Annotated in this window: 21 protein-coding genes; 9 read left to right on the top strand and 12 right to left on the bottom strand. The window is 43.0% G+C overall.

Translation table 11 applies throughout. The annotated features are described in order from the left end of the window. Positions 1-7: 7 nt before the first annotated feature. On the bottom strand, positions 8-1,435 hold the full coding sequence (gene ccoN, locus FH971_RS09870) for a cytochrome-c oxidase, cbb3-type subunit I (RefSeq protein WP_137227118.1): 1,428 nt from the start codon (positions 1,433-1,435) through the stop codon (positions 8-10). A 320-nt stretch (positions 1,436-1,755) separates the two neighbouring features. On the opposite strand from ccoN, the gene FH971_RS09875 reads away from it, so the two are divergent. From FH971_RS09875 to FH971_RS09895, 5 genes are all read left to right on the top strand, one after another. Continuing rightward, positions 1,756-2,151, top strand: coding sequence for a hypothetical protein (locus FH971_RS09875; RefSeq protein WP_240778469.1), 396 nt, complete (start codon positions 1,756-1,758; stop codon positions 2,149-2,151). Positions 2,152-2,739: 588 nt separating this feature from the next. Further along, entirely contained in the window at positions 2,740-3,024 is a 285-nt protein-coding gene (locus FH971_RS09880) for a hypothetical protein (protein ID WP_137227116.1), read from the top strand. 89 nt (positions 3,025-3,113) lie between these two features. Further along, positions 3,114-4,421: a tyrosine-type recombinase/integrase gene (locus FH971_RS09885; protein WP_206194451.1), complete on the top strand. Its 1,308-nt coding sequence runs from the start codon at positions 3,114-3,116 to the stop codon at positions 4,419-4,421. A 572-nt stretch (positions 4,422-4,993) separates the two neighbouring features. Beyond that, a complete protein-coding gene (locus tag FH971_RS09890; protein ID WP_240778470.1) occupies positions 4,994-5,356 on the top strand; it encodes a glutathione binding-like protein in 363 nt (120 codons plus the stop codon). A gap of 133 nt (positions 5,357-5,489) precedes the next feature. Continuing rightward, positions 5,490-6,500 carry a hypothetical protein gene (locus tag FH971_RS09895; protein WP_140234182.1) on the top strand — a complete coding sequence of 337 codons (1,011 nt, stop codon included), beginning with the start codon at positions 5,490-5,492 and terminating at the stop codon, positions 6,498-6,500. 389 nt (positions 6,501-6,889) lie between these two features. Here the strand turns inward: FH971_RS09895 and FH971_RS09900 are convergent, their stop codons facing one another. Further along, positions 6,890-7,426: a peroxiredoxin-like family protein gene (locus FH971_RS09900; protein WP_140234183.1), complete on the bottom strand. Its 537-nt coding sequence runs from the start codon at positions 7,424-7,426 to the stop codon at positions 6,890-6,892. A gap of 216 nt (positions 7,427-7,642) precedes the next feature. Here FH971_RS09900 and FH971_RS09905 point away from each other — a divergent pair, with 216 nt between their 5' ends. Further along, positions 7,643-8,251, top strand: coding sequence for a TetR/AcrR family transcriptional regulator (locus tag FH971_RS09905; RefSeq protein ID WP_140234184.1), 609 nt, complete (start codon positions 7,643-7,645; stop codon positions 8,249-8,251). Between the two features lie 511 nt (positions 8,252-8,762). Here FH971_RS09905 and FH971_RS09910 read toward each other — a convergent pair. Beyond that, positions 8,763-9,548, bottom strand: a complete 786-nt coding sequence (locus tag FH971_RS09910; protein ID WP_140234185.1) for a PRC-barrel domain-containing protein — start codon at positions 9,546-9,548, stop codon at positions 8,763-8,765. Between the two features lie 172 nt (positions 9,549-9,720). On the opposite strand from FH971_RS09910, the gene FH971_RS09915 reads away from it, so the two are divergent. After that, positions 9,721-9,906 carry a hypothetical protein gene (locus FH971_RS09915; RefSeq protein ID WP_140234186.1) on the top strand — a complete coding sequence of 62 codons (186 nt, stop codon included), beginning with the start codon at positions 9,721-9,723 and terminating at the stop codon, positions 9,904-9,906. Between the two features lie 652 nt (positions 9,907-10,558). After that, positions 10,559-11,257 carry a Crp/Fnr family transcriptional regulator gene (locus FH971_RS09920; RefSeq protein WP_140234187.1) on the top strand — a complete coding sequence of 233 codons (699 nt, stop codon included), beginning with the start codon at positions 10,559-10,561 and terminating at the stop codon, positions 11,255-11,257. 408 nt (positions 11,258-11,665) lie between these two features. Here the strand turns inward: FH971_RS09920 and FH971_RS09925 are convergent, their stop codons facing one another. Continuing rightward, positions 11,666-13,048, bottom strand: coding sequence for an NAD-dependent succinate-semialdehyde dehydrogenase (locus FH971_RS09925; RefSeq protein WP_140234188.1), 1,383 nt, complete (start codon positions 13,046-13,048; stop codon positions 11,666-11,668). Positions 13,049-13,131: 83 nt separating this feature from the next. Continuing rightward, positions 13,132-14,220, bottom strand: coding sequence for an alkene reductase (locus tag FH971_RS09930; protein ID WP_140234189.1), 1,089 nt, complete (start codon positions 14,218-14,220; stop codon positions 13,132-13,134). 612 nt (positions 14,221-14,832) lie between these two features. On the opposite strand from FH971_RS09930, the gene FH971_RS20545 reads away from it, so the two are divergent. Continuing rightward, a complete protein-coding gene (locus tag FH971_RS20545) occupies positions 14,833-15,144 on the top strand; it encodes a hypothetical protein (RefSeq protein WP_240778471.1) in 312 nt (103 codons plus the stop codon). Between the two features lie 517 nt (positions 15,145-15,661). On the opposite strand, the gene FH971_RS09940 is transcribed toward FH971_RS20545, so the two are convergent. The 7 genes from FH971_RS09940 to FH971_RS09970 all read right to left on the bottom strand — a co-directional run bounded on the left by FH971_RS09940 (position 15,662) and on the right by FH971_RS09970 (position 22,894). Then, the gene (locus FH971_RS09940; RefSeq protein WP_140234191.1) at positions 15,662-17,014 is read right to left on the bottom strand and encodes a DUF2254 domain-containing protein; all 1,353 of its coding nucleotides are present in this window, start codon (positions 17,012-17,014) and stop codon (positions 15,662-15,664) included. 50 nt (positions 17,015-17,064) lie between these two features. Beyond that, a complete protein-coding gene (locus FH971_RS09945) occupies positions 17,065-17,319 on the bottom strand; it encodes a GlsB/YeaQ/YmgE family stress response membrane protein (protein WP_140234192.1) in 255 nt (84 codons plus the stop codon). 55 nt (positions 17,320-17,374) lie between these two features. Beyond that, entirely contained in the window at positions 17,375-17,662 is a 288-nt protein-coding gene (locus FH971_RS09950) for a sll1863 family stress response protein (RefSeq protein WP_140234193.1), read from the bottom strand. A 109-nt stretch (positions 17,663-17,771) separates the two neighbouring features. Beyond that, positions 17,772-19,415, bottom strand: a complete 1,644-nt coding sequence (locus tag FH971_RS09955) for an FAD-dependent oxidoreductase (protein ID WP_140234194.1) — start codon at positions 19,413-19,415, stop codon at positions 17,772-17,774. A 104-nt stretch (positions 19,416-19,519) separates the two neighbouring features. Further along, positions 19,520-20,869: an APC family permease gene (locus FH971_RS09960; protein ID WP_140234195.1), complete on the bottom strand. Its 1,350-nt coding sequence runs from the start codon at positions 20,867-20,869 to the stop codon at positions 19,520-19,522. Positions 20,870-21,444: 575 nt separating this feature from the next. Next, positions 21,445-21,879 carry an OsmC family peroxiredoxin gene (locus FH971_RS09965; protein WP_140234196.1) on the bottom strand — a complete coding sequence of 145 codons (435 nt, stop codon included), beginning with the start codon at positions 21,877-21,879 and terminating at the stop codon, positions 21,445-21,447. A gap of 355 nt (positions 21,880-22,234) precedes the next feature. Continuing rightward, positions 22,235-22,894, bottom strand: a complete 660-nt coding sequence (locus FH971_RS09970) for a DsbA family oxidoreductase (RefSeq protein WP_101088479.1) — start codon at positions 22,892-22,894, stop codon at positions 22,235-22,237. Positions 22,895-23,827: the final 933 nt, after the last annotated feature.

The following is a 23,827-nucleotide window of genomic DNA, read 5'->3' on the forward strand; positions in this document are numbered from 1 at the left end:
CTGCTCCTTAAGCTTCTGCAATAGCAGGTAATGAATCTTTAGGTGCTTTAACGGTTTTGATAACGTTATAAGCCATAAGGAACATACCAGTTAAGAAGAAACAACCACCAATAAAGCGTACAAAGTAGAATGGATATGAAGCTTCTAAACTCTCAACGAAACTATAAGTTAGTGTTCCATCAGCGTTAACCGCACGCCACATAAGACCTTGCATAACACCAGAAATCCACATACTAACGATATACAACACAGTACCGATAGTCGCTAACCAGAAATGAACGTTAACCAGCTTACTGCTGTACATACGGCCATGACCGAATAATATTGGAATTAAGTGATACAAAGAACCAATAGACACCATTGCAACCCAGCCTAGCGCGCCAGAGTGAACGTGACCAATAGTCCAGTCAGTATAATGAGATAATGCATTGACCGTTTTAATTGCCATCATTGGGCCTTCGAAGGTAGACATACCGTAGAAAGACAATGAAACAACTAAGAAACGCAAAATAGGGTCTGTACGTAGCTTATGCCATGCACCAGACAGGGTCATAATACCGTTAATCATACCGCCCCAAGATGGCGCGAATAAAATTAATGACATTACCATGCCTAATGACTGAGTCCAGTCAGGAAGGGCAGTGTAATGTAAGTGATGAGGACCGGCCCATATGTACAACGCAATCAATGCCCAAAAATGAACAATAGATAAACGGTAAGAGTACACTGGACGACCAGCTTGTTTAGGCACGAAGTAATACATCATCCCCAAGAAGCCAGCTGTAAGTAAGAAGCCTACCGCATTATGACCGTACCACCACTGAACCATCGCATCGACTGCACCAGAGTACAGTGAGTAAGACTTAAATAAGCTTACTGGTACTGCCATTGAGTTAACAATGTGAAGTACTGCAACAGTAATGATAAAGGCACCAAAGAACCAATTCGCCACATAAATGTGGGAGGTTGTTCGTTTAGCGATTGTGCCAAAAAATACAATTGCATAGCTAACCCAAATAATCGCAATCGCGATATCAATAGGCCATTCTAATTCTGCATATTCTTTACTTTGGGTGATACCCAAAGGTAAAGTGATTGCAGCTGCAATAATAACGGCTTGCCAACCCCAAAAGGTAAATGCGGCCAATTTAGGCGCAAATAGACGGACTTGACAAGTGCGTTGCACAACGTAGTAGGATGTAGCGAAAAGAGCTGATGTTCCGAACGCGAAAATCACCGCATTGGTATGTAAAGGTCGTAAACGACTAAACGTTAACCAAGGTGTGTCGAAGTTCAGTTGCGGCCAGATTAACTGAGCCGCAATAAATACACCCACTGCCATACCAAAGATTCCCCACAAAACTGTGGTTAATGCGAATTGGCGGACAATAGTGTAGTTGTAATCAGCGCCTGTAGACTGGGAATGGTTCATCATAATGCTTCCACGGCTTATTACTTATACTTTTAATATTTAGTAAAGCGGACTTTACCTGTTAGATTAACATATGGCGATAAATCGAGCTGTTTACACCGTTTTTAAGGCCAATAGTCAAGATGTTACCTCGTGTAAATGTTCTCTACCACAAGGCGATGTAATGATACTTGAGCTAAGTCAAAAAAGATACTTCACAACGCGTCTCAAATTTGATTTAGATCAATATCGGGAGGATCATGTTATCAATACAAATAGAAAGGTTAAAATTTGTGCATAAAATAAACAAAATCGTCATTTTTATAATTTCCCTAACGTTTTTAATGGCCTGCAATGGTGATAAAACAGCAGAACAACAAACATTCCCCGTAGACCAAACTTTATGTCAATTTTCAACAGGTGAATGTTACAAAAAAGTAGCCGATATCACTGTCGGTTTAATGATCGATCCCGTCAATACTCCAAGTGAAAAACCATTAAATCTTACGTTAACATCTACACAAGCGATCACTAATGTTTCAGTTAGAGTAGAAGGTCGCGATATGTTCATGGGGGTTATACCGGTGTCATTATCCTCTATAACAGACAATGAAATACACGGAAACCTGATTTTTGGTTCATGCAGTAGCAATTATATGGTGTGGCGAGTGTTTGTCTCATTTGACTACCAACAACAACCTAGAACATTAATGTACGACTTTTTAGCCGATAACAATTAAAGATAAAATGGTCATGTAAATGAACACAACAAATTTATTTATGCCTAGTACATAGCGAAATCTCGTCATTTAGCCGTTTAGATAAACGATTAAAATGATTAAAATGATTAAAATGATTAAATAGGCATAAATATCGATGTTCTGAGTTATTACAAAAATATACACAACAATTACAGGGAGAGCCTAACCAAGTAAAGTAACAATATTTCTGAAGGCTAGGGCAGAGTTTAGATAGATAACGGTACATATTATAGAATTGTACTTTTATAAGCTTAATTCTGCATAGAATAATATTCAAAATCACCATTTACACAATCAAACCATATACCTCTGCAAATACCATCCTCGCAAACATGTCGCTTTAGAGCCTATATTTACGGTTTATTGATACTTTTATCATGATCTAAAACAAAGAAGTGGTGATAACCATTATATTCTAATTGATAATCATTCTCATTAATGTATTATTAACACATAACATATTACCCATTAGGGTGAGTAGGGCATAAGACGATTAAAAGAATTCGACTGATGAACCAACATCGTGTTTACAGATTTCTATTACCGTTGCGATAAAAAGGAGCACATATGAACAGAGTAAATGTGTCAATTGATGCAAATAAAGTGGCGCAATTAATCAAAGCCGGTCATTTATGTGCGGCCGATTTACAATGCTTAGACAAAGCGAGTAAACAAACCATTTGGCAATTATGTTTAATGAGCTGTCAAAAACGCTCAACTTGTCACAATAAGCAATGCCAACAATCATGCATGCCATCAAACGCCATCCAGCAATGCATGCAACAATTAATCACTGATGACGAGATTGCAGAGCCTAGATATGCATATATTCAAAACTCATATGCAAAATGAGCACGATTGATGCCGATAAATAACATTATCGGCATCAGCTAAAAAATAGTACAATAAGGCAATATAATCAATAGCCTATATTTAATCACATGACTAATAAAATGATTGATGAGTTGCCGCCAGTATTGCCACTTTTTGATGCAGCTGAATTTGTGCTGCAAGGTAATGCTCAAATCAATCAATACATTACTAACATATCAATTAAAAAAGTCGCCGATGCAGGGCTTATCATAGAGCATTGCGCCGATTGGTTGTTTGAACAAAAACAGTCTGAAAATAACTATAAAGCCTACCGTAGTGAACTAACCACATATCTACATTGGTGCTTTGATGTTGTGGCATTATCGCCAATCGCGGTGACGCGTAAAGACATCGCCAAATACATCGATTACTGTCAAACACCGCCAATTGAACTAATCGGTTACTTCAATGTGGCTCAGTTCAAACTCGATAAAGCTACCGGTGATAGAACTCCCAATCCACAATGGCGACCGTTTATAGGTAAAAAACACCTAGGGAAATGTCTACCATATCAACTGAGTGATAATGCGCTGAAGACAAAGATTGCAATATTATCATCATTCTATGGCTATCTAATAAGTGAGGAATACACCGAACGAAACCCAGCTCAGTTATGGCTTAAACACAGTCGCTTTGCTATTAAACGTAAATTCACCATCGACGAAGACAACAACAACCATGCATTCACTGAACTTCAATGGTCATACGTTATCAGTACTGTTGAACAATTAGCGCAAAATCAACCAGAACAACATCAACGCAGTTTGTTTTTAATCACACTATTATATAGCTGCTATTTACGTATATCAGAAATCAGTGCTCGCGCAGGTTATGCACCGATCATGAGTCAGTTCAGGCAAGACCCACATTCTGGGATTTGGTATTTCCATGTACCGTTTTCTAAAAGCGGTAAAGCGCGTAATATTGCCATATCAAAAGCTTTGCTTGCAGGCTTAGTCGATTATCGTCGTTATCTACGTCTTAGTGATTTACCTAACATCAATGATCAGCACCCAATATTTGTCCGCCATAAAGCCGCTGCACATGGTCGTGAATCAGGAGTCATCAATGCCAATCTTGGAATTCGGCACATACGAGACGAAATCGACAAGCTCATTAACTTAGCCGCAGACAATGCCGCCAAAGATGGTTTTGAACATGACAGCCAACTTATGCGCAAACTCAGTGCTCATAATATTCGCCATACTGGGATAACGCACGACATCAATATTAACCGTCGACCGTTATCACATGTCCAGGCCGATGCCGGCCATGAAAGTATCGACACCACATCACAATATTTGCACACCACGCAAACTGAACGACATCAAAGTGCATTCAATAAACCACTAAATCATCTTGCTGAGATTAAATAGTTGGCTACCATTGACCGTAAAAATTGAAAGTATGCAATCTCAGCACGATGCTAAATCGTATATTTAGGTACAATGACTCATTAAACTACAATTACGTTCGCGATAAGATATGTTTAATGAAGACCATTAAGGCTGGCCAAACACAATCAGGAACCTCGTATACACAGTATTGAACATAATAATACTTATGCGCACAATGTATATTATGTTAAATAGGGTATTTGTGTAGTGTTACTCAATAGCTTCTTGTGATATTCGACATTGAGATCGAAACTTGATCCCACTGAAATTTGAATGGCTCTAGCCCACACCACTATTGGCCTAGAGCCATTTTTCATTGATACCAGGACAACTGAGATTCGAATTTAACGTGAGATCTAGCTATTCTGGTTGCGGAAAATAATGCCTGACATTTGTAATGCGCGCCTACGTAAAATCTGTACTAACTAGACTACCTTGACCAATCAGATTTCAAGTACGGCAAGTGCATGTAGAAGACTGATTGCTTTGATAGACGATTGTGATCCACAGGAATAAATATCCTCTGACCCTGGTTGTCGTCAGTTCTATAAATGAAGCTGAATTTTGACCACGATGCAAAACTTAACTCGCGCCGATTTTCCGATTGTGAACTTGGTCATTTAGGCGCAGCGAGATTAATTAATGTTTTCAATTCACCATCAGATCCGGTGTTTGCTAAAGCCACAGCAGAAAAAGCGTTAACAAAATTAGAAGCACAACTTATCGACCAAGATTATTTGGTCGCAAATAAAATCAGCTTAGCTGACTTTGCTATATACAGTTATGTTGCTCATGCACCTGAAGGCGATGTGTCATTAGCACCTTACCCAAATGTACGTCGCTGGTTAACAAACATTGAAGGGTTGAGAGGATTTGTTGCTATGCCAGCAACCAAAGCTGGATTAGTAGCATAAGACGATTAGCTCTGCGCAGCTCGCACATCCACTGCGGATTTTTGGTACCGATAAGACCCATCAAAAATCAGCTTTATCGCCATTTCATCCTGGTGAACAGAACATTCAGGATCGTGTTGGTAAACGCGCTGTGATGGAGAGTTTTGGACAACGTGCAATACGTCCATACATTCCAGAACAACATCGTGAGTTTTATCAACAACTGCCCTTTATTGTTGCTGGCAGTGTTAACCAACAAGGTTGGCCTTGGGCATCGATGCTTTCGGGATATCCAGGATTTATAACATCACCAGACTCAACAACATTAACGATTAATGCATCGGCAATAACTGGAGACATGTATTACCGCATTTCAGTTAAACGAGAAGCTAATGGCACTATTTCGAAATGCTTACACGATAATGTGCGCGTCGGCGATGTTATTGAAGCTAAAGCTCCTTCGGGTAATTTTTATATTGATGCAGCAGAAAAGCGCCCGGCTGTATTAATCGGCGCAGGCGTAGGTATTACGCCGATGATTGCGATGACCTCGCATATCCTAAATGAAGCTGAGCGTACCCGTCATTTAAGACCATTGACCATATTACACGCTGCCAAAACGACCCAACAACGCACTTTTACACAAAACTTCCAAGATGCTGAAATAAAATCTAATGGTAAAATTCGGTACTATTCAATTATCACTCAACCTAGTAAGCAGGAAAAAATAGGCATTGATTTTAATGCAATCGACCACATTACCGCAGATACACTTCGGCAAATATTAGCACTAGACGATTATGATTTTTACTTATGTGGTCCACCTGCGTTTATGCAAGCACTCTATGATGAAATACGTAGTTTAGGGGTACGTGATGCACGTATTTTTGCCGAAGCGTTTGGGCCTGCGGCACTTATTCGCCAAATCGATAATGAATCAATGTTACTTGAAGCAATAAAGTTACTTGAAGCAGAAAACGAAGCCGATGAAGCCGTCATCAAATTTGTGAAGTCTGGTTTTGAACAAAGATGGAACGCAAATGATGTGACACTTTTAGAAACAGCAGAAAACCATGGGCTCACCCCTAACTTCAGTTGCTGTAACGGAATTTGCGGCACGAGCGCAGTAAGACTGCTAAAAGGATCAATCACTTATAGAACTTAGCCAGTGGTCACTCCAACCGAAGGTGAGGTATTGCTTTGTTGTGCGGTTCCTAAAAAACAATCATCACACAGCAATTTAAATAAAATAAGCATCGTCGAAATCGATTTATAAGCGTTGTAACACATAACGATACCGCCATTGATGAATGAACGTTATGAAAATAAAACCACAATGGCCTGCTTTCACCGCAGCATCCACTTGCCAAAAAGATAGCACGCCATAATATACCGCTACAGCAACGGTATTATGGGGTGCTTCTGGTATTTGATTTCATTTGCTCACCTAAAGTCATGTATAAGGCAATAATATTACCTCTATTTAGGTGGCTAAAATACGATGTCACTACACAATTACTTGCCGTACTTCTTTATGTAGAGGGCCATGATTTTTTATTTGTAGGTTCCTCTTATTGGGTAATTGTTTTGTGGATTACGGATAAAACCTAAACCCATAATCATTGATTTCAGCTCTGGGCGAGAGAAAGGAACATTCGATATATCAATAATTTGTGCCTGTTTTTTATCATTAATAATAAACAATCCGGGTTCGGCAAAAGGTCGGTCAGTTTCTTCCGGCGAGCGAGGATTTGAAATATACACCCCGATTTTTTGCATTTGTTCAATACTTAAGCCGTACGCCACATCAAATAAAGGCTTAACCAGCTCCATTTGAGCCATCGCTTTTTCTATGGGATCGGCGGATACAGCTACAACATCAACACCTAACTTCTTGAATTCAGGCAACAGCTCGTTCAACGTCGATAGGTATTGAGTACAAATGGGACAGTGCTTACCCCGATAAACAACCACCATACGCCAATCGCAGCCCTCTGCCGGAGCAGCCGTAAGATTAATTTCACCACCACCAAGCAGCGCTAGAGTGATGTCTGGAAAGGTTTGTCCTGCTACTAATTTAGATGAGTTCATGTTTATTCCAATGTTTTGTAGTGAACGTTATAAAAACAAAATAATGCCAAGGTGTCAATATTTCATAGTGAACGTTACAAAACTACATTGCCAATATAGACAACTTCCTAGAGCATAATCATTACCTTACCTAGGTTAATGGGTTTTAATCAATTGAGTTATGTATCAATTGATACTAAAATAAATCATTAAATCCACAGCGTTGAGGTATCCGATATGATTCAAAATAAGGCTGGTAGGCCACGCGCTTTTGATCGTAGCGAAGCGCTTTTGTCCGCGATGCATGTTTTCTGGAAACAAGGATATGATGCCGCCTCCATTAAAGATTTAACCCAAGCAATGGGTATTAACAGCCCTAGCCTTTACTCGGTTTTTGGTGACAAACGTAAACTCTATTTAGAAGCTATAAACTGCTACGCCACAATTGATGCATGCGCACCATTAGTAGCCTTTGAAACAGAACCCGATATTAACCAAGCTGTCCGCTCGTTCATGATTGCAGTGATTGATTACAGTACTGCAAATGGTAGCGGCGCAAAAGGCTGCTTTCTCAGTTCCAGCGTTGCTACAAGTGCTGGCGAGGTCGAGGGAGCACAAGAACTATTACAAAGGGCAGTATTAGATACCGATGCGCGATTATCGCGACGCTTTGAGCTAGAAAAAGCAAGTGGTGTTTTACCTGCCAATTTTCCATCATTAGCACGTGCAAAGCTTATGTTTGATATTCGACAGGGCTATGTATTTCGTGCCCGCGCGGGATTCAAATCAGAAAGTATGAAACAAGATGTCGAGTATAGAGTGCACATGATATTAGCAAACCCTTGACTGTATCAAAACAAAATTGCCAGCCAATTTGAAGCAACAACCTAATCCAAAGCGCCTGCATGAGTGTTTATCTTTCATTCATTAAAGTAAATCCAGCCACCATTCAAGCTTCATCGGAACCCTTAATTTAGTCGACACGTTTGAAGAGTATTTAAAGGTCTGTGTGTCTCAGGCCCGCGAGGTTCTTTGTGTAATGGTCTAATGAATCTGATGGGAGTCTTATATCTACACAATAAAGCTTCATCATTTCTGATAAAGCTTTATCGTTAAATTTTGAAAACAGATAGCTTGTTTTTATAAAGGGTACCCCTTGGGTTCAAAGTCCTCGTATTAAATATTAAATTAGTCTCGTATTTTCAATTAATTGCAGTAATTTCAAGAAGAAAAAACTGCAATGACTAACTGATATTGACTATATTTTCATATTGAGATAGATAACTTACTCCAAGAACACTTTTTAAACAAACAACGTAAACACGACAGCCAAACACCTCATAGAGAGGTAATAATGTTATTCATCATTACGGCCATAATGAGTTTGCAGACTTTGCTCATGTTCAATATTGAAAGGCACTGAGGAATCGTACGTGGGTGCATCTTTCACTTGCTGCTGTGTCATATCAACATAAATTTTAGAGGTAGGCCAACTCACCTCTTTAATCCATTTGGGCGCAATCAAAACCAGATGACCCAACCACCAATTACTGGTGTTGATAATCAAATAACGAATAGCCCAAGTGTCGATATCTATCAACATACCTTGCAAGTGACCCAATTCACCGTCTATGGCATCAAGGTGATAACCCGTCACTGCATCACTGCTACGTAGATGATGATCATTATCCCGTGATAGTGCAGCTTCAACGTCTGCGGACATCTCTGGGTTATCTAAATTGTCTGGCTTTGGCGCGACACTATAATAGCCAGGAGCCATCATGTTAGGACTAGGCTCTCTTCCCCAAATACCTGTGTTACCCCAGTAATGTGAGTAACCATAATATTCCATATGATCGACCTCATGCTGCCTAGAGACTGGTTTCTCGCTATCGATGTCAGGGCTGTTTTTTACCTGCTCTCTTGAGATTGTAACAGTAAGCGTCTTATGTTCCTGATTAAACGCTTTAATTGATATGGGTGAAAGCAATATTTTTTTGCTTAATAACCAAGAACCCGTTTCTACCACCAAATATCGGATCACCCAATGTTTGTCATCAAAATAAAAATCTTTGGTCTGTCCAATATCGCCATCAGAGGCGTGAACGGTTAAATTTTGTAAATCAGTCAATGTATATAACATGCTGTATTTGCTCCAGATTAAAGATGGCAAACAATAAATAATTGCTTTGCTAATAGAGTGAATATCTTTAAGCTTGCACTAAATCCCCTATTCAATCTGTTCGGTGTCGCACCGAAGTAGCATGAATACTAGCCTAGTCTAGATCTATCTATAACTTTTAAGGTGAACTGGCATGAATGAAATAGAAAAATTAGAGTTAGCGGCTTACCGCACCGATATCATCGAAGACGTCAACAATTTGATTGAGAAATATCGCGCGATTTTTGGATGGGATGTGCCCGATATCGATGAAAACGTGGCAAACAGATTAATTTTGAATGAAGTTCGACAGGCGCTTGATGATATTCAAAATAAATAAATTGCAAATATCTATCAAGGCGCTTCAACATGTGAGTTTAGGCCGAGGGAAAAATCTGATGTTAAGTGCACTTTGCATCAGACTGCACATAAACTTAAAGCACATAAACTTAACTAACTCCGACGGCAAAGGACAAATACCTAGCAGCCACTAGAAAATCACTCCCAAAATCACTTTACTGCTCTGCCTTTTTATGCCATTAAATCTTCATAACCAGCAACCTAATTTATTGATTTTCTTTATAAAAGTAATGACTGCCGGTTGTTATTTAGTCGATTTAATATGAGTAACACACAGCTATCAAAAGGCCTTATTTTACTATCTCCCCCCACTAAATATCCTGTCGATGTGCAATATATACAACACAACATGAAATACCTTTTGAACGAAAAATTATGAGTTCCACTCGTCCCTGTGATTGCTAATGACGCTGAACACGGCACTAATTTTGCCGAAAATGGTGCTTTAAAACCTCATAAAATCAGTCCATAGAAGCAACAAGGCACTTTTAACCAACTCGATTCAAAAAATCTCTGTTATATTAATAAGAAGATCATCGTTACTTGAGCATTATGTCATCATGAATAAAGCAATAACATAAGTAAGATCATAGCTAGTAGTGAGTGATTCACTTTATATAAAAAGGTTATCAATGATTGACCCAAATGAGAACGTATTACTTAAAGCATTACCAGAAGCGACAAAACAGCGTTTATTTCCGCAATTAAAGATAATAAAACTGCCCTTAGGTAAAGTTATTTATGAAGTTGGTCAAAACCTTGAAAATGTCTATTTCCCCATTGACAGTATTGTCTCTTTACTGAACGTTCTCGAAGATGGGGCATCGGCAGAAATATCTGTTGTCGGCAATGAAGGTGTAGTGGGCATTGCCGTGTTTATGGGGGGAGAAAGCACTATAAATCGCGCCATAGTACAAAGCGCAGGCCGAGCCTATAAATTGTCTGCATCAGTATTGTTCGATGAATTTAATGACAATCAAATCCTTCGAGAACTGTTGTTACGTTACACTCAAGCACTGATGGCACAAATGGCGCAGACGGCAATATGTAACAGGCACCATTCTATCGACCAGCAACTTTGTCGTTGGCTGCTGCTATCACTTGATAGACTGGCTAGCAACAATCTCACAATGACCCAAGAGTTGATCGCCAACATGTTAGGCGTCAGACGAGAAGGCGTAACTGAAGCCGCCGGTAAACTGCAAAAACTTGGGGTAATCAACTATAAGCGCGGTCAAATTACCGTGACCAACAGACAAAAACTCGAAACGCTGTGCTGTGAATGTTATGCCGTGGTAAAAATTGAAACCGATAGACTAGAAACCTATTAACTAATCATCTATTAACTAAATTATCTATGCCAAGCTACCCCTCATTGGTGGCTTGACATGGTATATTTAGCTATCTTGTCGTTTATAACAAATCATCCCAAACATTAAAAACAATAACGTCATGCCCTTTCTATATCCTCCCAAGCAAGATTAATCGGCTTCACAGCTAGACACTTAAGGTGCAATGAATTAATTTCATTCAAACTCAGCGCTGTGACACCATAGCATTGTCAAACCATAGCATTTTCAAACCACAGCCACCTAACCCATCGATTTAGTTAAACTCTCGATAACTATGTCACTATCTTAGATAACTAAGCTCGTTCGCCATGTTATGCCATTGCCATATAGGGTTTTGCTTGTGAAATATTACTTTTATCAGCTTGCTAACCCCTAGCTGTGCAACCGTTAAACGGGTGCAGCCATCGAAATGGTGCGAACCAGCTTCTTATTAACGAACTGCTGAATGCCCATTTCGCCGAGTTCGCGGCCATAACCGGAATCTTTGACGCCGCCGAACGGAAGCGCGGCATCTGTCCAATCAATATTGTTGATGAACATCATACCGGTATCAATCTGACTGGCGACGCGTTTGCCACGAGCGGCATCTTCGGTAAACACAGATCCACCAAGTCCGAAGTCAGAATCGTTAGCAAGCGCTATGGCCGCGGCTTCGTCCTTGACCCGAAAAATCAACGCAACTGGGCCGAAGAACTCAGTGCGATAAGCAGGGTTGCCTGGCTCAATGTTGGTCAGTATCGTGGTCTGCATGAAAGAGCCCGGGCAGTCGATACGCTTGCCGCCCATTAACACCTTAGCACCATGGGCTACAGCATCATCGACCTGCTTCAAAATATTAACCAGAGCGGCTTCTTGCGACATCGGTCCCTTGGTCGTTGTTTCGTCCATCGGATCGCCAGGTTGCTGAAGTTCAAGCGCGGTTTGAAACTTTTCGATGAATTTGTCAGCAATCGAATCGAGCACAATAAAGCGTTTAGCAGCACAGCAGGTTTGTCCCTGATTGTACATACGGCCCCAAACAGCCCAAGGAATAGTGTTGTCGAGATCAGCGTCATCAAGCACGATAAAGGCATCACTGCCACCGAGCTCCATCGACGAGGGTTTGAGGTTTTGCCCTGCTCGGGCGGCAACGCTTCTGCCAGCGGCAAAACCACCTGTCAGTGCCACGCCCTTGACGCGCGGGTCGTCGATAATCTGGTTAGACTGTTGGTGCGAAACCATAAGATTTGTGTACAACCCCTCAGGTGCGCCCGCATCAATCAGCAACTGTTCAAAGGCGATAGCACATTGGGGCACATTGCTGGCATGTTTCACCACTAAAACATTGCCCGCCATCAGTTGCGGGCCTGCGACACGAGCAAGTTGATAGAAGGGAAAGTTCCACGGCTCGACGCAAAAAATCACGCCTATCGGGCTGCTTTCCATATGGGCTTCGCCGTGTTCCGGGTCAAGTTTCTCTGGTGCTAAAAACGCTTCCGCGTGGTCTGCATAATAGCTGAGGATTTTGCCACTGAAATTTACTTCGCCACGGGCTTCATCAATTCGCTTCCCCATCTCCAGTGTCGCCAGCTTAGCAAAGTCATCAGTATGCGCATGCAGAAGTTCCGCAGCCTTGGCCATAATAGCAGCGCGTTGCTTATAGCTGGTGTTTTTCCATGTCTGGTAACAGGCATGCGCAGAGGCAAGCTTGATGTCAAGCTGTGCATCACTGATTTCATCAAAGGTCTTCAAGATTGTTCCGTTGTTGGGATTAATGCTTTTGTAGGTCATAGTGAGATCCTGTTTTAATTTGGTCTTATGAGTGCCGCAGGCTTCTGCTGAATTGTGCTATACCTCGGCGATGACTTTTGGCGCTAACGCTCTTGAGAAGTCGCGAGAGTTGGATAGTCGGTATAGCCCTTGGCGCCAGGTACGTAAAAAGTCGCTTCGTCTGGCGTGTTGAGCGTTGCATCTTGGCGCATCCGAGCGACGAGATCAGGGTTAGCCAAAAACGGTCGACCAAAGGCGACCAGATCGCCATGTTTATCGCGTAACGCCTGTTCAGCACTTTGATGATCTAACCCTCCAGACAGAATGAACAGACCATCGAAACCAGCGCGCAGCTTAAGCTTAAAGTCGGCGGGTACCGTTGGTGCCCCCATGGATGAATGATCAACCAAGTGGATGTAGAGAAGCCCCTGTGAGGAAAGTGCCTTAGTCAATGCCAGGTACTGCGTCTCTATGTCGGGGAATGCGCCGGTGCCATTGAACACACCGTAAGGAGAGAGCCGGATACCAACCCGATCGCTGCCGATGGCTGCCACTGTCGCACGCACAATCTCCAGCGCGAGTCGGTTGCGGCCTTCAATGCTGCCGCCGTAACCGTCAGTGCGCAGGTTGATAAGCGGATTCAAAAACTGCTCGATCAAGTAGCCGTTGGCGCCGTGTATTTCGACACCGTCGAAACCTGCCTCCAGCGCGAGCTTCGCTGACGTCACATACTCATTTATCACATGGACGATGTCAGCCTCGGTCATTTTACGGGGCGTACTGTGGGGCTGCATCCCTAGGGTGTCGGTATACATCTCGCCGGGGCATATCGCGGCATCTGGCCCGAGTATTTCGGCACCTGTTGGCAAGTTGTCGACATGCGCGACTCGACCGCAGTGCATCAACTGTAAGAAGATTTTACCGCCTTTGGCGTGTACTGCTGATGTGCTTGCCTTCCATGCATTCATCTGCGTGCTATCGAAAAGACCGGGGATGCGTGGGTAGCCCAGTCCGTTGGGGCTGGGCGAAGTGCCCTCGGTAATAATCAGTCCAGCCGTCGCACGTTGGCCGTAGTACGTTGCCATCAGCGCGTTCGGCGTGTGCTCAGGCGTAGCCCGACTGCGTGTTAACGGCGCCATTACCATGCGATTGGATAGATGCAGCGAGCGGTTAGAAAACGTTTCGAAAAGCATAAGCTAGATATCCTGTTATGTATGATGAGGATGAACTTTTCCTAGTCCGAGAAAAAGATCATTGCGACCAAGGTCAGAGAACTACAGCTTGCGCGCTGGCATTGGCCTGGTCTGTTCGATAGAACACATACCCACAAAAGCCCCCTGCAGATCCAATAGGATCATTGGTTGGCAGAAAGTTCGCTAGCGAACAGATGAAATGTCGTCAATCGCATATTGTATGTGTGATGCTTACTTGTCAGACATGAGAAGAGCCAAGATGATTTATGAAGGAGTTTCACTGAATGCTGCGACTTCTGTATTTGGATCTGGCTTGGCCTGCTTGTTCGCGCCCCTATCACTGAGCGGAGGAATACTATGCTAACCAGACCAACGATACCGATAACACTTTGGGGCTCAACATCCCGACGAGTCACTGAGCTGACCCTACTTGCCATACTAACCCTATGTGGGCCGTCTGCTATCGCAGGCGATGGACCATGGCCGTCATTTACAGCGACGGCGCTTAGCGGCGAAAAAGTTGACAGTAACAAACTGATAGGTCAACCGACACTGCTCATACTTACGCCGTCTCGCAATGCCGCAATATCCACTCGGGAGTGGGTTAACACATTGCGCTCAGAGATAGATCATAGTAAATATCGGGTTCGCGACGTACTGGCTGTCAATTTACCCTTCTTTATGTCGGAAGAAGATGCCATTGGCCGAGCCAAAGAACAAGTGCCGCAGCGCTATCACGATCAAACCTGGATTCTCAACTCACAGATCATGGAAAGCGCGTTGGGTGTGCCCTCCGATAGCGAAGAGGCGGTCATTGTTGTTTTGGATAAGAACGGTAATCTGATATCGCAGGTTCATGGTAAAGTCACGGCGGCGCGGATGAGTGAGATCACCAATGCCTTGCAGAGCCTGACTAGTGACTAACCGCCTCCGTCGCCGTCCATTATCACTGTAATATCGCTTTGCTAATATCATATTGGTCGGGCTTTTATGTATCGTTATCGAGTTTTGAAAGAATGTTTTGCGATTGCGGATAGCAAAATTATATGAGTTATAGTGAACGATGAGATTGTAAATAGAGTGCGTTGGATGTACACCCAGGAAAAGCTAGCGAATTGGTCAACAAAAAAATGAATGTTGTATGTTAGGGTCTGTTGATCTTTGCTGGTTAAATTTTGTTCGAGATAAAAGCGTTTTAATCGAGGCGAGTGGATTGCTGCCTAGCAATCTAAGCACTACTCGCTTAATAAAGATTTTCTCAACAAAGAGTAAAATGTTTTTAGCCGAACCCTTCGGGCAGCGTTTGTTGGTCATTTTTACTGCGTTATCGACTTTTTATGTAGAATAAAAAGTCTCTGCCTTGTACAAATGAGCAACAATTCGCTGCAAAACCAACCTTGAAAGATCAACAGCCCCTAGTATCCGTCTAATTTGCATAAAACTAATCTTTCCCAACTAATGCGCTCAATGCAAACTGACCGTCCAACGATTCACGCACCTTGGACAGTCGCATTTCAAGCCGCACGCGATCATGACTGGATTCAAAGCCGCGAGCGGTCAACTCTGCAATCAACTGCAGCTGTTTGTCGAGTGCTCTAAAGCGGCTCGGGCAGATCGTTAGACTTCCGATAGTCTCGATGGCACCAAGCATGCGTACCAGTATCGCAAAATTCTTTTCGGCGCTACTTCGAATCTGGTCGAAAGCATCGGCCAATAGACTATCAAAGCTCGGAACCATCGCCACCATTCGCAGAGTTTCTCCCTCATAATGGTACAATGGCGGAAATTGCCGACTGGCCAATCGAGCCATAATCGAGGTGAGATAATCCACGCACATCACTGCCGTTGAAGTGTCGTTAACCCCGGGGGACAGCGCTTTTATAGCCATATCCACAATCTGTCGAATACCGAAAGTAGGATCCTGATCCACTGTGCGATGGCGACCAATACTGTAAGCTGCATTCAAAGCATCTATGAGTTTCTGCTCTGGCGGGTAAGTAAGAGCTAGCGACACCAGAGCCGTATCTTGGACAATGAACGAGCCGATCCCTTGCTCCATACGCACTATGGTTCTGTTGTCACTCGCCAAGCAAATTAATGTATTGTTGTTCACGCCTAAAATGTAGCCACTGCGAGCTGCCGGTACGGGATACCAGACCCGCTCATCCAGAGACTTGAGTATCGGGTGTCGCATTTCATCTTCATCAAGTTCCTCATCCGGTTTTATCGGCAGTAACCTATCTATGGCAGCATTGGTTTCCTGAGCGACCGAAGCGATGATACTTGATGCCTGGATTGACAAGGCAATATGATGAATAAAATAGATAAGAACCCCCACACCACCAAGCGACATCACTAAGGCAAAAAACACCGCCAGACTGGGCACAAATTCATCAACACCACCACTACCACGAATGGTGCGTAATACTATAAGACAATAAGCGAAAATGCTCGCAAAAACCCCCAGTGTTGCTTGCGTGACACTGTTACGCATGAAGTTCCTCAAAATGCGAGAGGTGTACTGGCCCGACGCAAGCACTAGGGCCAGCAGTGTCATGGAGAAAGTGATCCCCATTACAGTCATCATCGAACCAGCCAAGGTGGACAACATCTGGCGAGCGCCTTCTGCACCGACCCCAAACAGCCGTGGCCACTGAATTAGCCATTGGTTTAAACCGGCAGACTCCACTTCGACCAACACAACCGCTAAGGTCATACTGACAGCAACCATCAGTGAAGGCATAAACCAAAAGCTCGATCGCAGTTTCCCCCAAAACTGTCTTAACTTAATCATGTGGCCACTCCCAATTTGAATTTTCAACATGTATCGTTGTGTTTAAGGAACTAGGCTTTCTTCTTAACCAAACTAATTATAAATAGCAAAATAACAGCGCCTATTGTAGCCATAATGATAGAGCCTATTAAACCGCCTGTTGTTATGCCGAGTAAGCTGAATATAAAACCACCTACCACAGCACCAACAACTCCTACAATAATATTGCCTATGACACCAAATCCTCTTCCCTTTATTATGTTGCCTGCAAGCCAGCCGGCCAAGGCGCCAATTACCAAAAATATGAGTAAGCTAATAATGTCCATGTTGCACTCCAGTACTAATTTATAGTGCGCCTATTTGGCGCAATGATCATGCTGTTTATTTGAATTTAGAGGTGGCCGACTTCAGCGAATTGCCAAGCGAATTCCACGCACTATCCATACCGGCCTTAAGCTCCTCCCATGCATCGTCACTGGATGCCTTAAGTTCGACAAGTTTGCTATTGGCCGATTTTTGCATCGTTCGCAGTTCCTCGATTTGTTTGTAGTACTCAATTTGTGCATCGGCCTCCGCGTTATCAGCTTTTGCTTTGAGCTTATCGATCTCTGCGCTCCACTGGTCTAATTGTGCCTGTAGTTTTTTTTGGTAAGCTTCTTTCTTGTTCATGGTTAAACTCCTTTGTCGTTGTAAGACCTATTAGGGCCAATGTTGATGTTATGGCACTTTTAATGTCGCTCATCCCTTCTGGATAGCGCTAAGATCAATCAAGAGATGATCAGATCAAAAACCACAAAATAAGCAATAAAACGATACATAAAACCACAGAATCTAGAAGCTGCGGTGCTTTAATTAGATACAAGATGTCATCGATTTTCGATAACAATTTAATCCATCTGGGTCGATATTGATCCAATACGTTAACTCGTTTATCTATCGCTTTGGCCGCTCTTCTGCCACTTTCAACAGCACCTTCAATACTCCAGACTTGAGCCTGAGTCTTAGTGTGGGCTCCGGCCAAGAATAGATTAAACACTGGTGTTTTTTGAGATGGCATAAATGCTTGAGTGTTGGTGGTGTTTACCCACTTTGGCTGTAGCGGCGTTATTCCATCACAGGAAAAGTGCCATTCATGCCACACTTCAACTTTTTCAATTGTAAAATCTTTCAACTCTTTGCCGTCATTCGCTTGTTTAATCAATTGATTTAGTGCACCGCAACTCAAGATTTGAGCCTTCACTTCTTCGATAAATTCTTCTTTGGTGCAGAGATTGACTGGCTTATGGAATATCCTCCCAGGGAAGCCGCCAATACAAGATGTGCCAGTCCAAAGAGATTTGATGTTTTGCCCCAAATCCACATCCTTGTCCCAAACTTGTTCTTCGGCGAACACGGTCAAATTAAATTCTGAATCACTGATCACCGCTGCAGTCCGCTTTCGAGGAAGTTTGATTTCGTCTGAAAATGCTAACCGAAAAGAGACTTGAGTGTGTGGGCCGTCTTGAACAAGCGGTGTAAACAATTTTAATTCTTCTTGCCGCTCAAGCGCGGGAGTTTTACTTAAAATATCAACCATCAAGTAAGGATTGATGGCCACAATATAAATATCGCCTTGGATCTCCTCATCACCGACAAAAGCGGAGACTATTTTGCTGCCGTCGAACACTAATTTGGTGAGCGGTTTCTGCCAATAGAATTTCACGCCCTTGTGTGCAAGGTATTTAACCCAAGGATTGAACCAGTATTCACTACTGGGCCCTTTTAGGAGCAGCCAACCGTCTCCGGCGCCTTGCTGCCATGCGGGTCCATCTTGATCAGATTTATGCTGGTGCGCAGGCTTTGTCGTAAATTGCTTTCTAAAAAAATTCCCTGCGGTGTGCAGTGACACGTTGGACCAATCTGAGCCAATCCAAGGACCGAAACAAGAACGCCACGCGTTATAACTTTGCACGCTAAGCATAGGTTTCCAAGCCTGAGCCGCATTCACCTTGGCATATGCCACATGGCTTCGATGATTTGAGGTCCAAGTCTTTAACATTAAATAGCACGCTCTGGTAAACTCCCAATTGCTCATGCCAAACATCTTGTTAATACTTTTAAATCCCTTATCGTAAAATTGCGCCTGACCAGCATCTGGGAATATGCCAAAATCAATGGGCCGAGACAGGGCCGAATCATAAACGCTGCCCTCTTCATTGAATGGAATTTTTTTCATCAAATCAAAAACATTATGGTACCAAGGTCCCATGCCGTGCCAAGAATACTCGGTCGGTATATTGTCGTGACTAAGGCGTGAACTTCTGAAGAATCCCCCCGGCTCATCAGCCGTTTCATAAACTGAAACAAGATACCCCAGTTCGGCCAGCTCATGTGCGGCGCTTAATCCGGCAATGCCAGCCCCAAATATAACGACAGATTTCATTATTTATCTCCATGATTAAAGTTCGTCCTACGGAGTGAGCCCCTACACAGCTGCATTCAGGCTGTCTCGGGTAGTTAGCACTAGAAGGTAGTATTTGGTTATTTTCATCCGTGGTTGTGTTTTTTTGGCTCGATCGGGTTATGTCGTAAAAATAGGATCTCAACAAGCAGAATAACCAACATGACAACACCAGCGACACCTAACACCAATGGATCGCTGTTTATCTTGATCCAGACAAAACCGGCTAGAACGATCAAGTCAAGGATAATCGCGACCATAGGGAATGCGCGTTTAGCACCCACTTCGTCTCGCAGGTGACGTAAAACACCCCAGTGGATCGCCATGTCCATAATCAAATAAAAGATGATACCCATGGCCGCAATCCGCGTTAGGTCAAAAAATATGGTCAACAGCAAACCTAAAATGACGGTATAAACCAGGGTGTGCTTTTGGATGCTACCGGGCATGCCAAAATGGCTGTGGGGAACGAGTTTCATATCAGTCAGCATTGCCAACATCCGGGAAACCGCAAATATACTGGCAATAACACCGCCTGCTGTTGCTATCATGGCCAAAACAACCGTAAACCAGACCGCGTATTCGCCCAGTGCAGGCTTTGCGGCTGCAGCCAACGAGTAATTTCTTGTTTCGATGATTTGCTCGAGTGATAAGTTACTTGCGACGCCAAAACCGACTAGCGTATAAATTACCACACAAAGACCGATGGAGATCATGATAGCTCGGCCCACATTTCGGTGAGGGTCAGTAAGCTCTGAACCACTATTGGTAATGGTGGTAAAGCCCTTAAAGGCCAAAATACCCAGCGCGGTTGCACCAATAAAACCAGCTATTGTTGCACCAGAAGTTGAGGCGTCTGGACTGACTGTTGAGAAATCGACTTCCACCGTGCCAGCTACCATTACGCCAACGATACCGAACAAAACGATACCGCCAATCTTAATAAAGCCGAGCACCGACGCGACACCTTCGATCATCTTGTTGGCGGATAAATTGATCAGAAACGCTACCAGCAATAATCCAGCACCCAGTGTCGGCACCAACACACTGCTATCATCGATTCCAAACAGCTGTAATGTATAAGTCCCAAAGGTACGCGCCAGAAAACTCTGGGCAATCACCATAGAAAAATACATCAACAGGGAATGAAAGGCGGTTGTCACCGTGCTGCCATAGGCCTTTTTTAGGTACATGGCAATCCCACCGGCGGAAGGATAAGTATTGGACAATTTTACGTAAGAGTATGCGCTGAATAACACAACCACCGCAGCCGAAAGAAAGGCCAGCGGGAAAAGACTTCCGGTCATCTGGGCCATCTGCCCCGTCAAGGCAAATATGCCAGCACCAATCATAACGCCGGTGCCAAGCGCAACCGCACCAACTAATGTCAGACTATCTTTTTGATAATGTGACTTTTTATCTTCATGGTCATGCATACGCCCTCCGTGATTTGTCTTTTATATAAGCAACTTTTTATCCTGCTATCCTAAAGTGCCTGTTTCAACAACGATAAAGCAAATACACTAAGTTTCATCATCGAAAAAAATGTCTTTGATATGACCAATGTTGCCATCTGTAACACTGATGACATAGTCCTCTATATTGTTAACGGTGCGTAACATAGGTACCGTCTCCTTCAAATACTAAATGTCCCAACATGAGGGCGATACAGAACTATTAAAAGGTAAAAGCGGCAACGCTGTCTGTACGCTATCAAACGTTGGTGTCATTTTCATGGGATTGACGAACGGCTCTGTGTCTATGTATCCGAGTTAGTTGCCAAATAAGGTCTATTGATGAATGTGTTAACGCACGGACACCAGACCGAAAGTTATTCTCCGTAGAAGAACCGTCGGCAATCTTGCCGACGGTTAGAAAAATGCTGGAAGAGGATATGAATACAGTCATTAAACCTTAGTTTTAGCGTTCGGTCTGACTTTGGCGTTGCTGCCGTTTAGTTGCTGCTTTGTAGTTGCATGGCGCGGGCTGACAGCGTGTCTCAGGAGATGACCTACTTCAGTGTCGCTTGCAGGGTAATATCCTCAACTCCGGCAAGAGCCTTCGATACCGGGCAGTCACACTTTGCCGCAGCCGCAATCTCCTGAAATTTCGCCTCGTCGATGCCCGCAACCTCTGCGATCATCGTCAACGCGATGCGGTCTATAACAAAACCTTCACCTTGTTTAGCGAGACGTACGCTGGCCTTAGTGTCGATATTGGCGGTGGCAAACCCTGCCTTATCACAGGCGAATGAAAACGCCATCGTAAAACACGCGGCATGGGCTGCGGCTAGTATCTCTTCAGGGTTAGTGCCACTTCGGTCATCCTCGAAGCGACTACCGAAGCCGTAAGGATATTGCTTCAGTGCACCAGTCTCGGTACTTATTTTACCTTGGCCTTTCTTACCTTGACCTTGCCACTGGATAGTTGCTATTTTTTCAATCATGGTCTGTCTCCTAAATATCAAATTTCTCAAGAAGGGTTTCACTTTTTGACAGTAATGGTAATTATTCCCTTGTTATTAAAGCATTTATAGCTTATCTGATTACCATAAGCCGGTTGTCACAAACAGATGTAATCTGGTCAGTTTCGGCGCTAAGGATTGGGTAAACTGAGACGACTTATACTTTCAATGTATGTCAGTCTGGACTTGGCCATAGGTATTCGTCTGTGCGATATCCAACAGATGTGACGGCTGCAAAGGCGCTAATCTGATTACGTAAAATAGCGCAGGGTCGTTGCAGAATCTCATGTTCCAATCGAAGACATGCTTCTCAACTTCACCTCTGTACACTTTCGTTTCAGCACCAACTTGCCTCATCTGTTGGATGCTTCAAAAGCTCTTCAATATTAGCAAGAATTACGCCGAAACCTATGTTGCCATACAATGTTTGACGCCCACCATCAAGGACATATGAAGGACTACCGTTAATGCCTTGACTCTTTGATTTTTGATAATCACCCATTAAAGATGCCATAGCAGAGCCATCACCAATGCTGGTATTGATGGTGTTTAGGTCTAGTCCATTGGCGTTAACTAAATCACAGAGGACTTCAAGGTTGCCAATATCCAAGCCATCAACAAAAAATGCGGTTCGAAATGTTAGCGCCATATCGATACTTTTCTTTTTATCATAAGTAATCTCTACCGCTTTAAGCATCAAATGCGCATTGGCTGAAGTAGTGGGTCTAACTTGCGTCCATACTTTTGGGTTTATATAGGCATATTCAAAGGCAGATGCTGACTGTTGTATGTGCTCAGCAAAGCCAATAAACCCGCCTTTTGATTGCCATTGAGTGTTTATTTTTGTCGGTACATCACCAAAAACGTCAACGTAGTAACATTTAAGTTCGATTTTGTGCCCCAATTTTTTATTAAGTTCATCAACACGTTTCTGAGCAATCCAAGCCCAGACACAAAGAATGTCAGTGTAATAATCTATGATTAAGGTTTTATCCATTGGCATGTCACTCCTTCATCTGAGGATCTTTAATCGCACGGTACGATAACGTCAGAACTTCAAATCATGTCATCAGCCAATCTGACTGTCTGTGCGACTGCGTACATACACTTATTTACAGGCATTTCTACGCCATTGTATGTATATAAGCGTGTAGATAAACGGCACAACTTTGTCATCTATTGAGCAATACTCAATAGATGACATAGTGCTGAAAAAGGAAGTGTTTTTGTCGCGACTGTCGATAAACTTGTTAGCAAGTTCAACCAAACAAATACTACTATGTTTGTCCTTATAGGCATCAATACTCGAAGTATCAACCGGCGTAAAACCAATGAGGCGGTAAACTGCAAACAAAGTGAGCGATGCCCGCGATGAGTGCGATAAGCAACGAAGTTAACGGGCGGAGAGCATAAAAAAGCCATTCAATGGCTTAATAAATCAGCGATTTCCCTAGCGGTAAAACGCCGTTTTATTGGCGTTTTCATCGCGATATTGCCTGCCGTAATCATAATTAATAGGTTGTGCCATGTTATCGTGATGTTATTACACCCAACCGTTCATGTAGATACATACAAGCTATGGTAAATTTACACTCACCTTGCATTCGCTATTATCTTGTTGTTTTAATTTGGTAAACACATCAAAACCTATGACAGAGAAAAACTGAAATTGAAACCAAGGCATCATTTATGCGAAAGCAAATCGCACTCAGATAGCACGTGAACAGACCAATTTAAACACGTTTCCTGCGGATCTACAGTCGGTGTCTATTTTTATGTACGGATCGCCTGGGGCTGGCAAAAAAAAGCTTCAAAAACGTTTATTGACATGTTTGATGATACGGGAACTATTAGGCTGGCCCCAAATCAGCTAAGAGTCTTTTTTCAAGAGTACACTGGTCAAAATTTATGCCTATTTCAGAAAGCTGTC

The organism is Shewanella polaris (genome assembly GCF_006385555.1).
Lineage (GTDB): Bacteria > Pseudomonadota > Gammaproteobacteria > Enterobacterales > Shewanellaceae > Shewanella > Shewanella polaris.

Excerpts from the sequence above, each read along its gene's own strand:
- ccoN (WP_137227118.1), bottom strand. The coding sequence starts at position 1,435 with ATGATGAACCATTCCCAGTCTACAGGCGCTGATTACAACTACACTATT.
- FH971_RS09875 (WP_240778469.1), top strand. The coding sequence starts at position 1,756 with ATGGCCTGCAATGGTGATAAAACAGCAGAACAACAAACATTCCCCGTA.
- FH971_RS09880 (WP_137227116.1), top strand. The coding sequence starts at position 2,740 with ATGAACAGAGTAAATGTGTCAATTGATGCAAATAAAGTGGCGCAATTA.
- FH971_RS09885 (WP_206194451.1), top strand. The coding sequence starts at position 3,114 with ATGACTAATAAAATGATTGATGAGTTGCCGCCAGTATTGCCACTTTTT.
- FH971_RS09890 (WP_240778470.1), top strand. The coding sequence starts at position 4,994 with ATGAAGCTGAATTTTGACCACGATGCAAAACTTAACTCGCGCCGATTT.
- FH971_RS09895 (WP_140234182.1), top strand. The coding sequence starts at position 5,490 with ATGGAGAGTTTTGGACAACGTGCAATACGTCCATACATTCCAGAACAA.
- FH971_RS09900 (WP_140234183.1), bottom strand. The coding sequence starts at position 7,426 with ATGAACTCATCTAAATTAGTAGCAGGACAAACCTTTCCAGACATCACT.
- FH971_RS09905 (WP_140234184.1), top strand. The coding sequence starts at position 7,643 with ATGATTCAAAATAAGGCTGGTAGGCCACGCGCTTTTGATCGTAGCGAA.
- FH971_RS09910 (WP_140234185.1), bottom strand. The coding sequence starts at position 9,548 with ATGTTATATACATTGACTGATTTACAAAATTTAACCGTTCACGCCTCT.
- FH971_RS09915 (WP_140234186.1), top strand. The coding sequence starts at position 9,721 with ATGAATGAAATAGAAAAATTAGAGTTAGCGGCTTACCGCACCGATATC.
- FH971_RS09920 (WP_140234187.1), top strand. The coding sequence starts at position 10,559 with ATGATTGACCCAAATGAGAACGTATTACTTAAAGCATTACCAGAAGCG.
- FH971_RS09925 (WP_140234188.1), bottom strand. The coding sequence starts at position 13,048 with ATGACCTACAAAAGCATTAATCCCAACAACGGAACAATCTTGAAGACC.
- FH971_RS09930 (WP_140234189.1), bottom strand. The coding sequence starts at position 14,220 with ATGCTTTTCGAAACGTTTTCTAACCGCTCGCTGCATCTATCCAATCGC.
- FH971_RS09940 (WP_140234191.1), bottom strand. The coding sequence starts at position 17,014 with ATGATTAAGTTAAGACAGTTTTGGGGGAAACTGCGATCGAGCTTTTGG.
- FH971_RS09945 (WP_140234192.1), bottom strand. The coding sequence starts at position 17,319 with ATGGACATTATTAGCTTACTCATATTTTTGGTAATTGGCGCCTTGGCC.
- FH971_RS09950 (WP_140234193.1), bottom strand. The coding sequence starts at position 17,662 with ATGAACAAGAAAGAAGCTTACCAAAAAAAACTACAGGCACAATTAGAC.
- FH971_RS09955 (WP_140234194.1), bottom strand. The coding sequence starts at position 19,415 with ATGAAATCTGTCGTTATATTTGGGGCTGGCATTGCCGGATTAAGCGCC.
- FH971_RS09960 (WP_140234195.1), bottom strand. The coding sequence starts at position 20,869 with ATGCATGACCATGAAGATAAAAAGTCACATTATCAAAAAGATAGTCTG.
- FH971_RS09965 (WP_140234196.1), bottom strand. The coding sequence starts at position 21,879 with ATGATTGAAAAAATAGCAACTATCCAGTGGCAAGGTCAAGGTAAGAAA.
- FH971_RS09970 (WP_101088479.1), bottom strand. The coding sequence starts at position 22,894 with ATGGATAAAACCTTAATCATAGATTATTACACTGACATTCTTTGTGTC.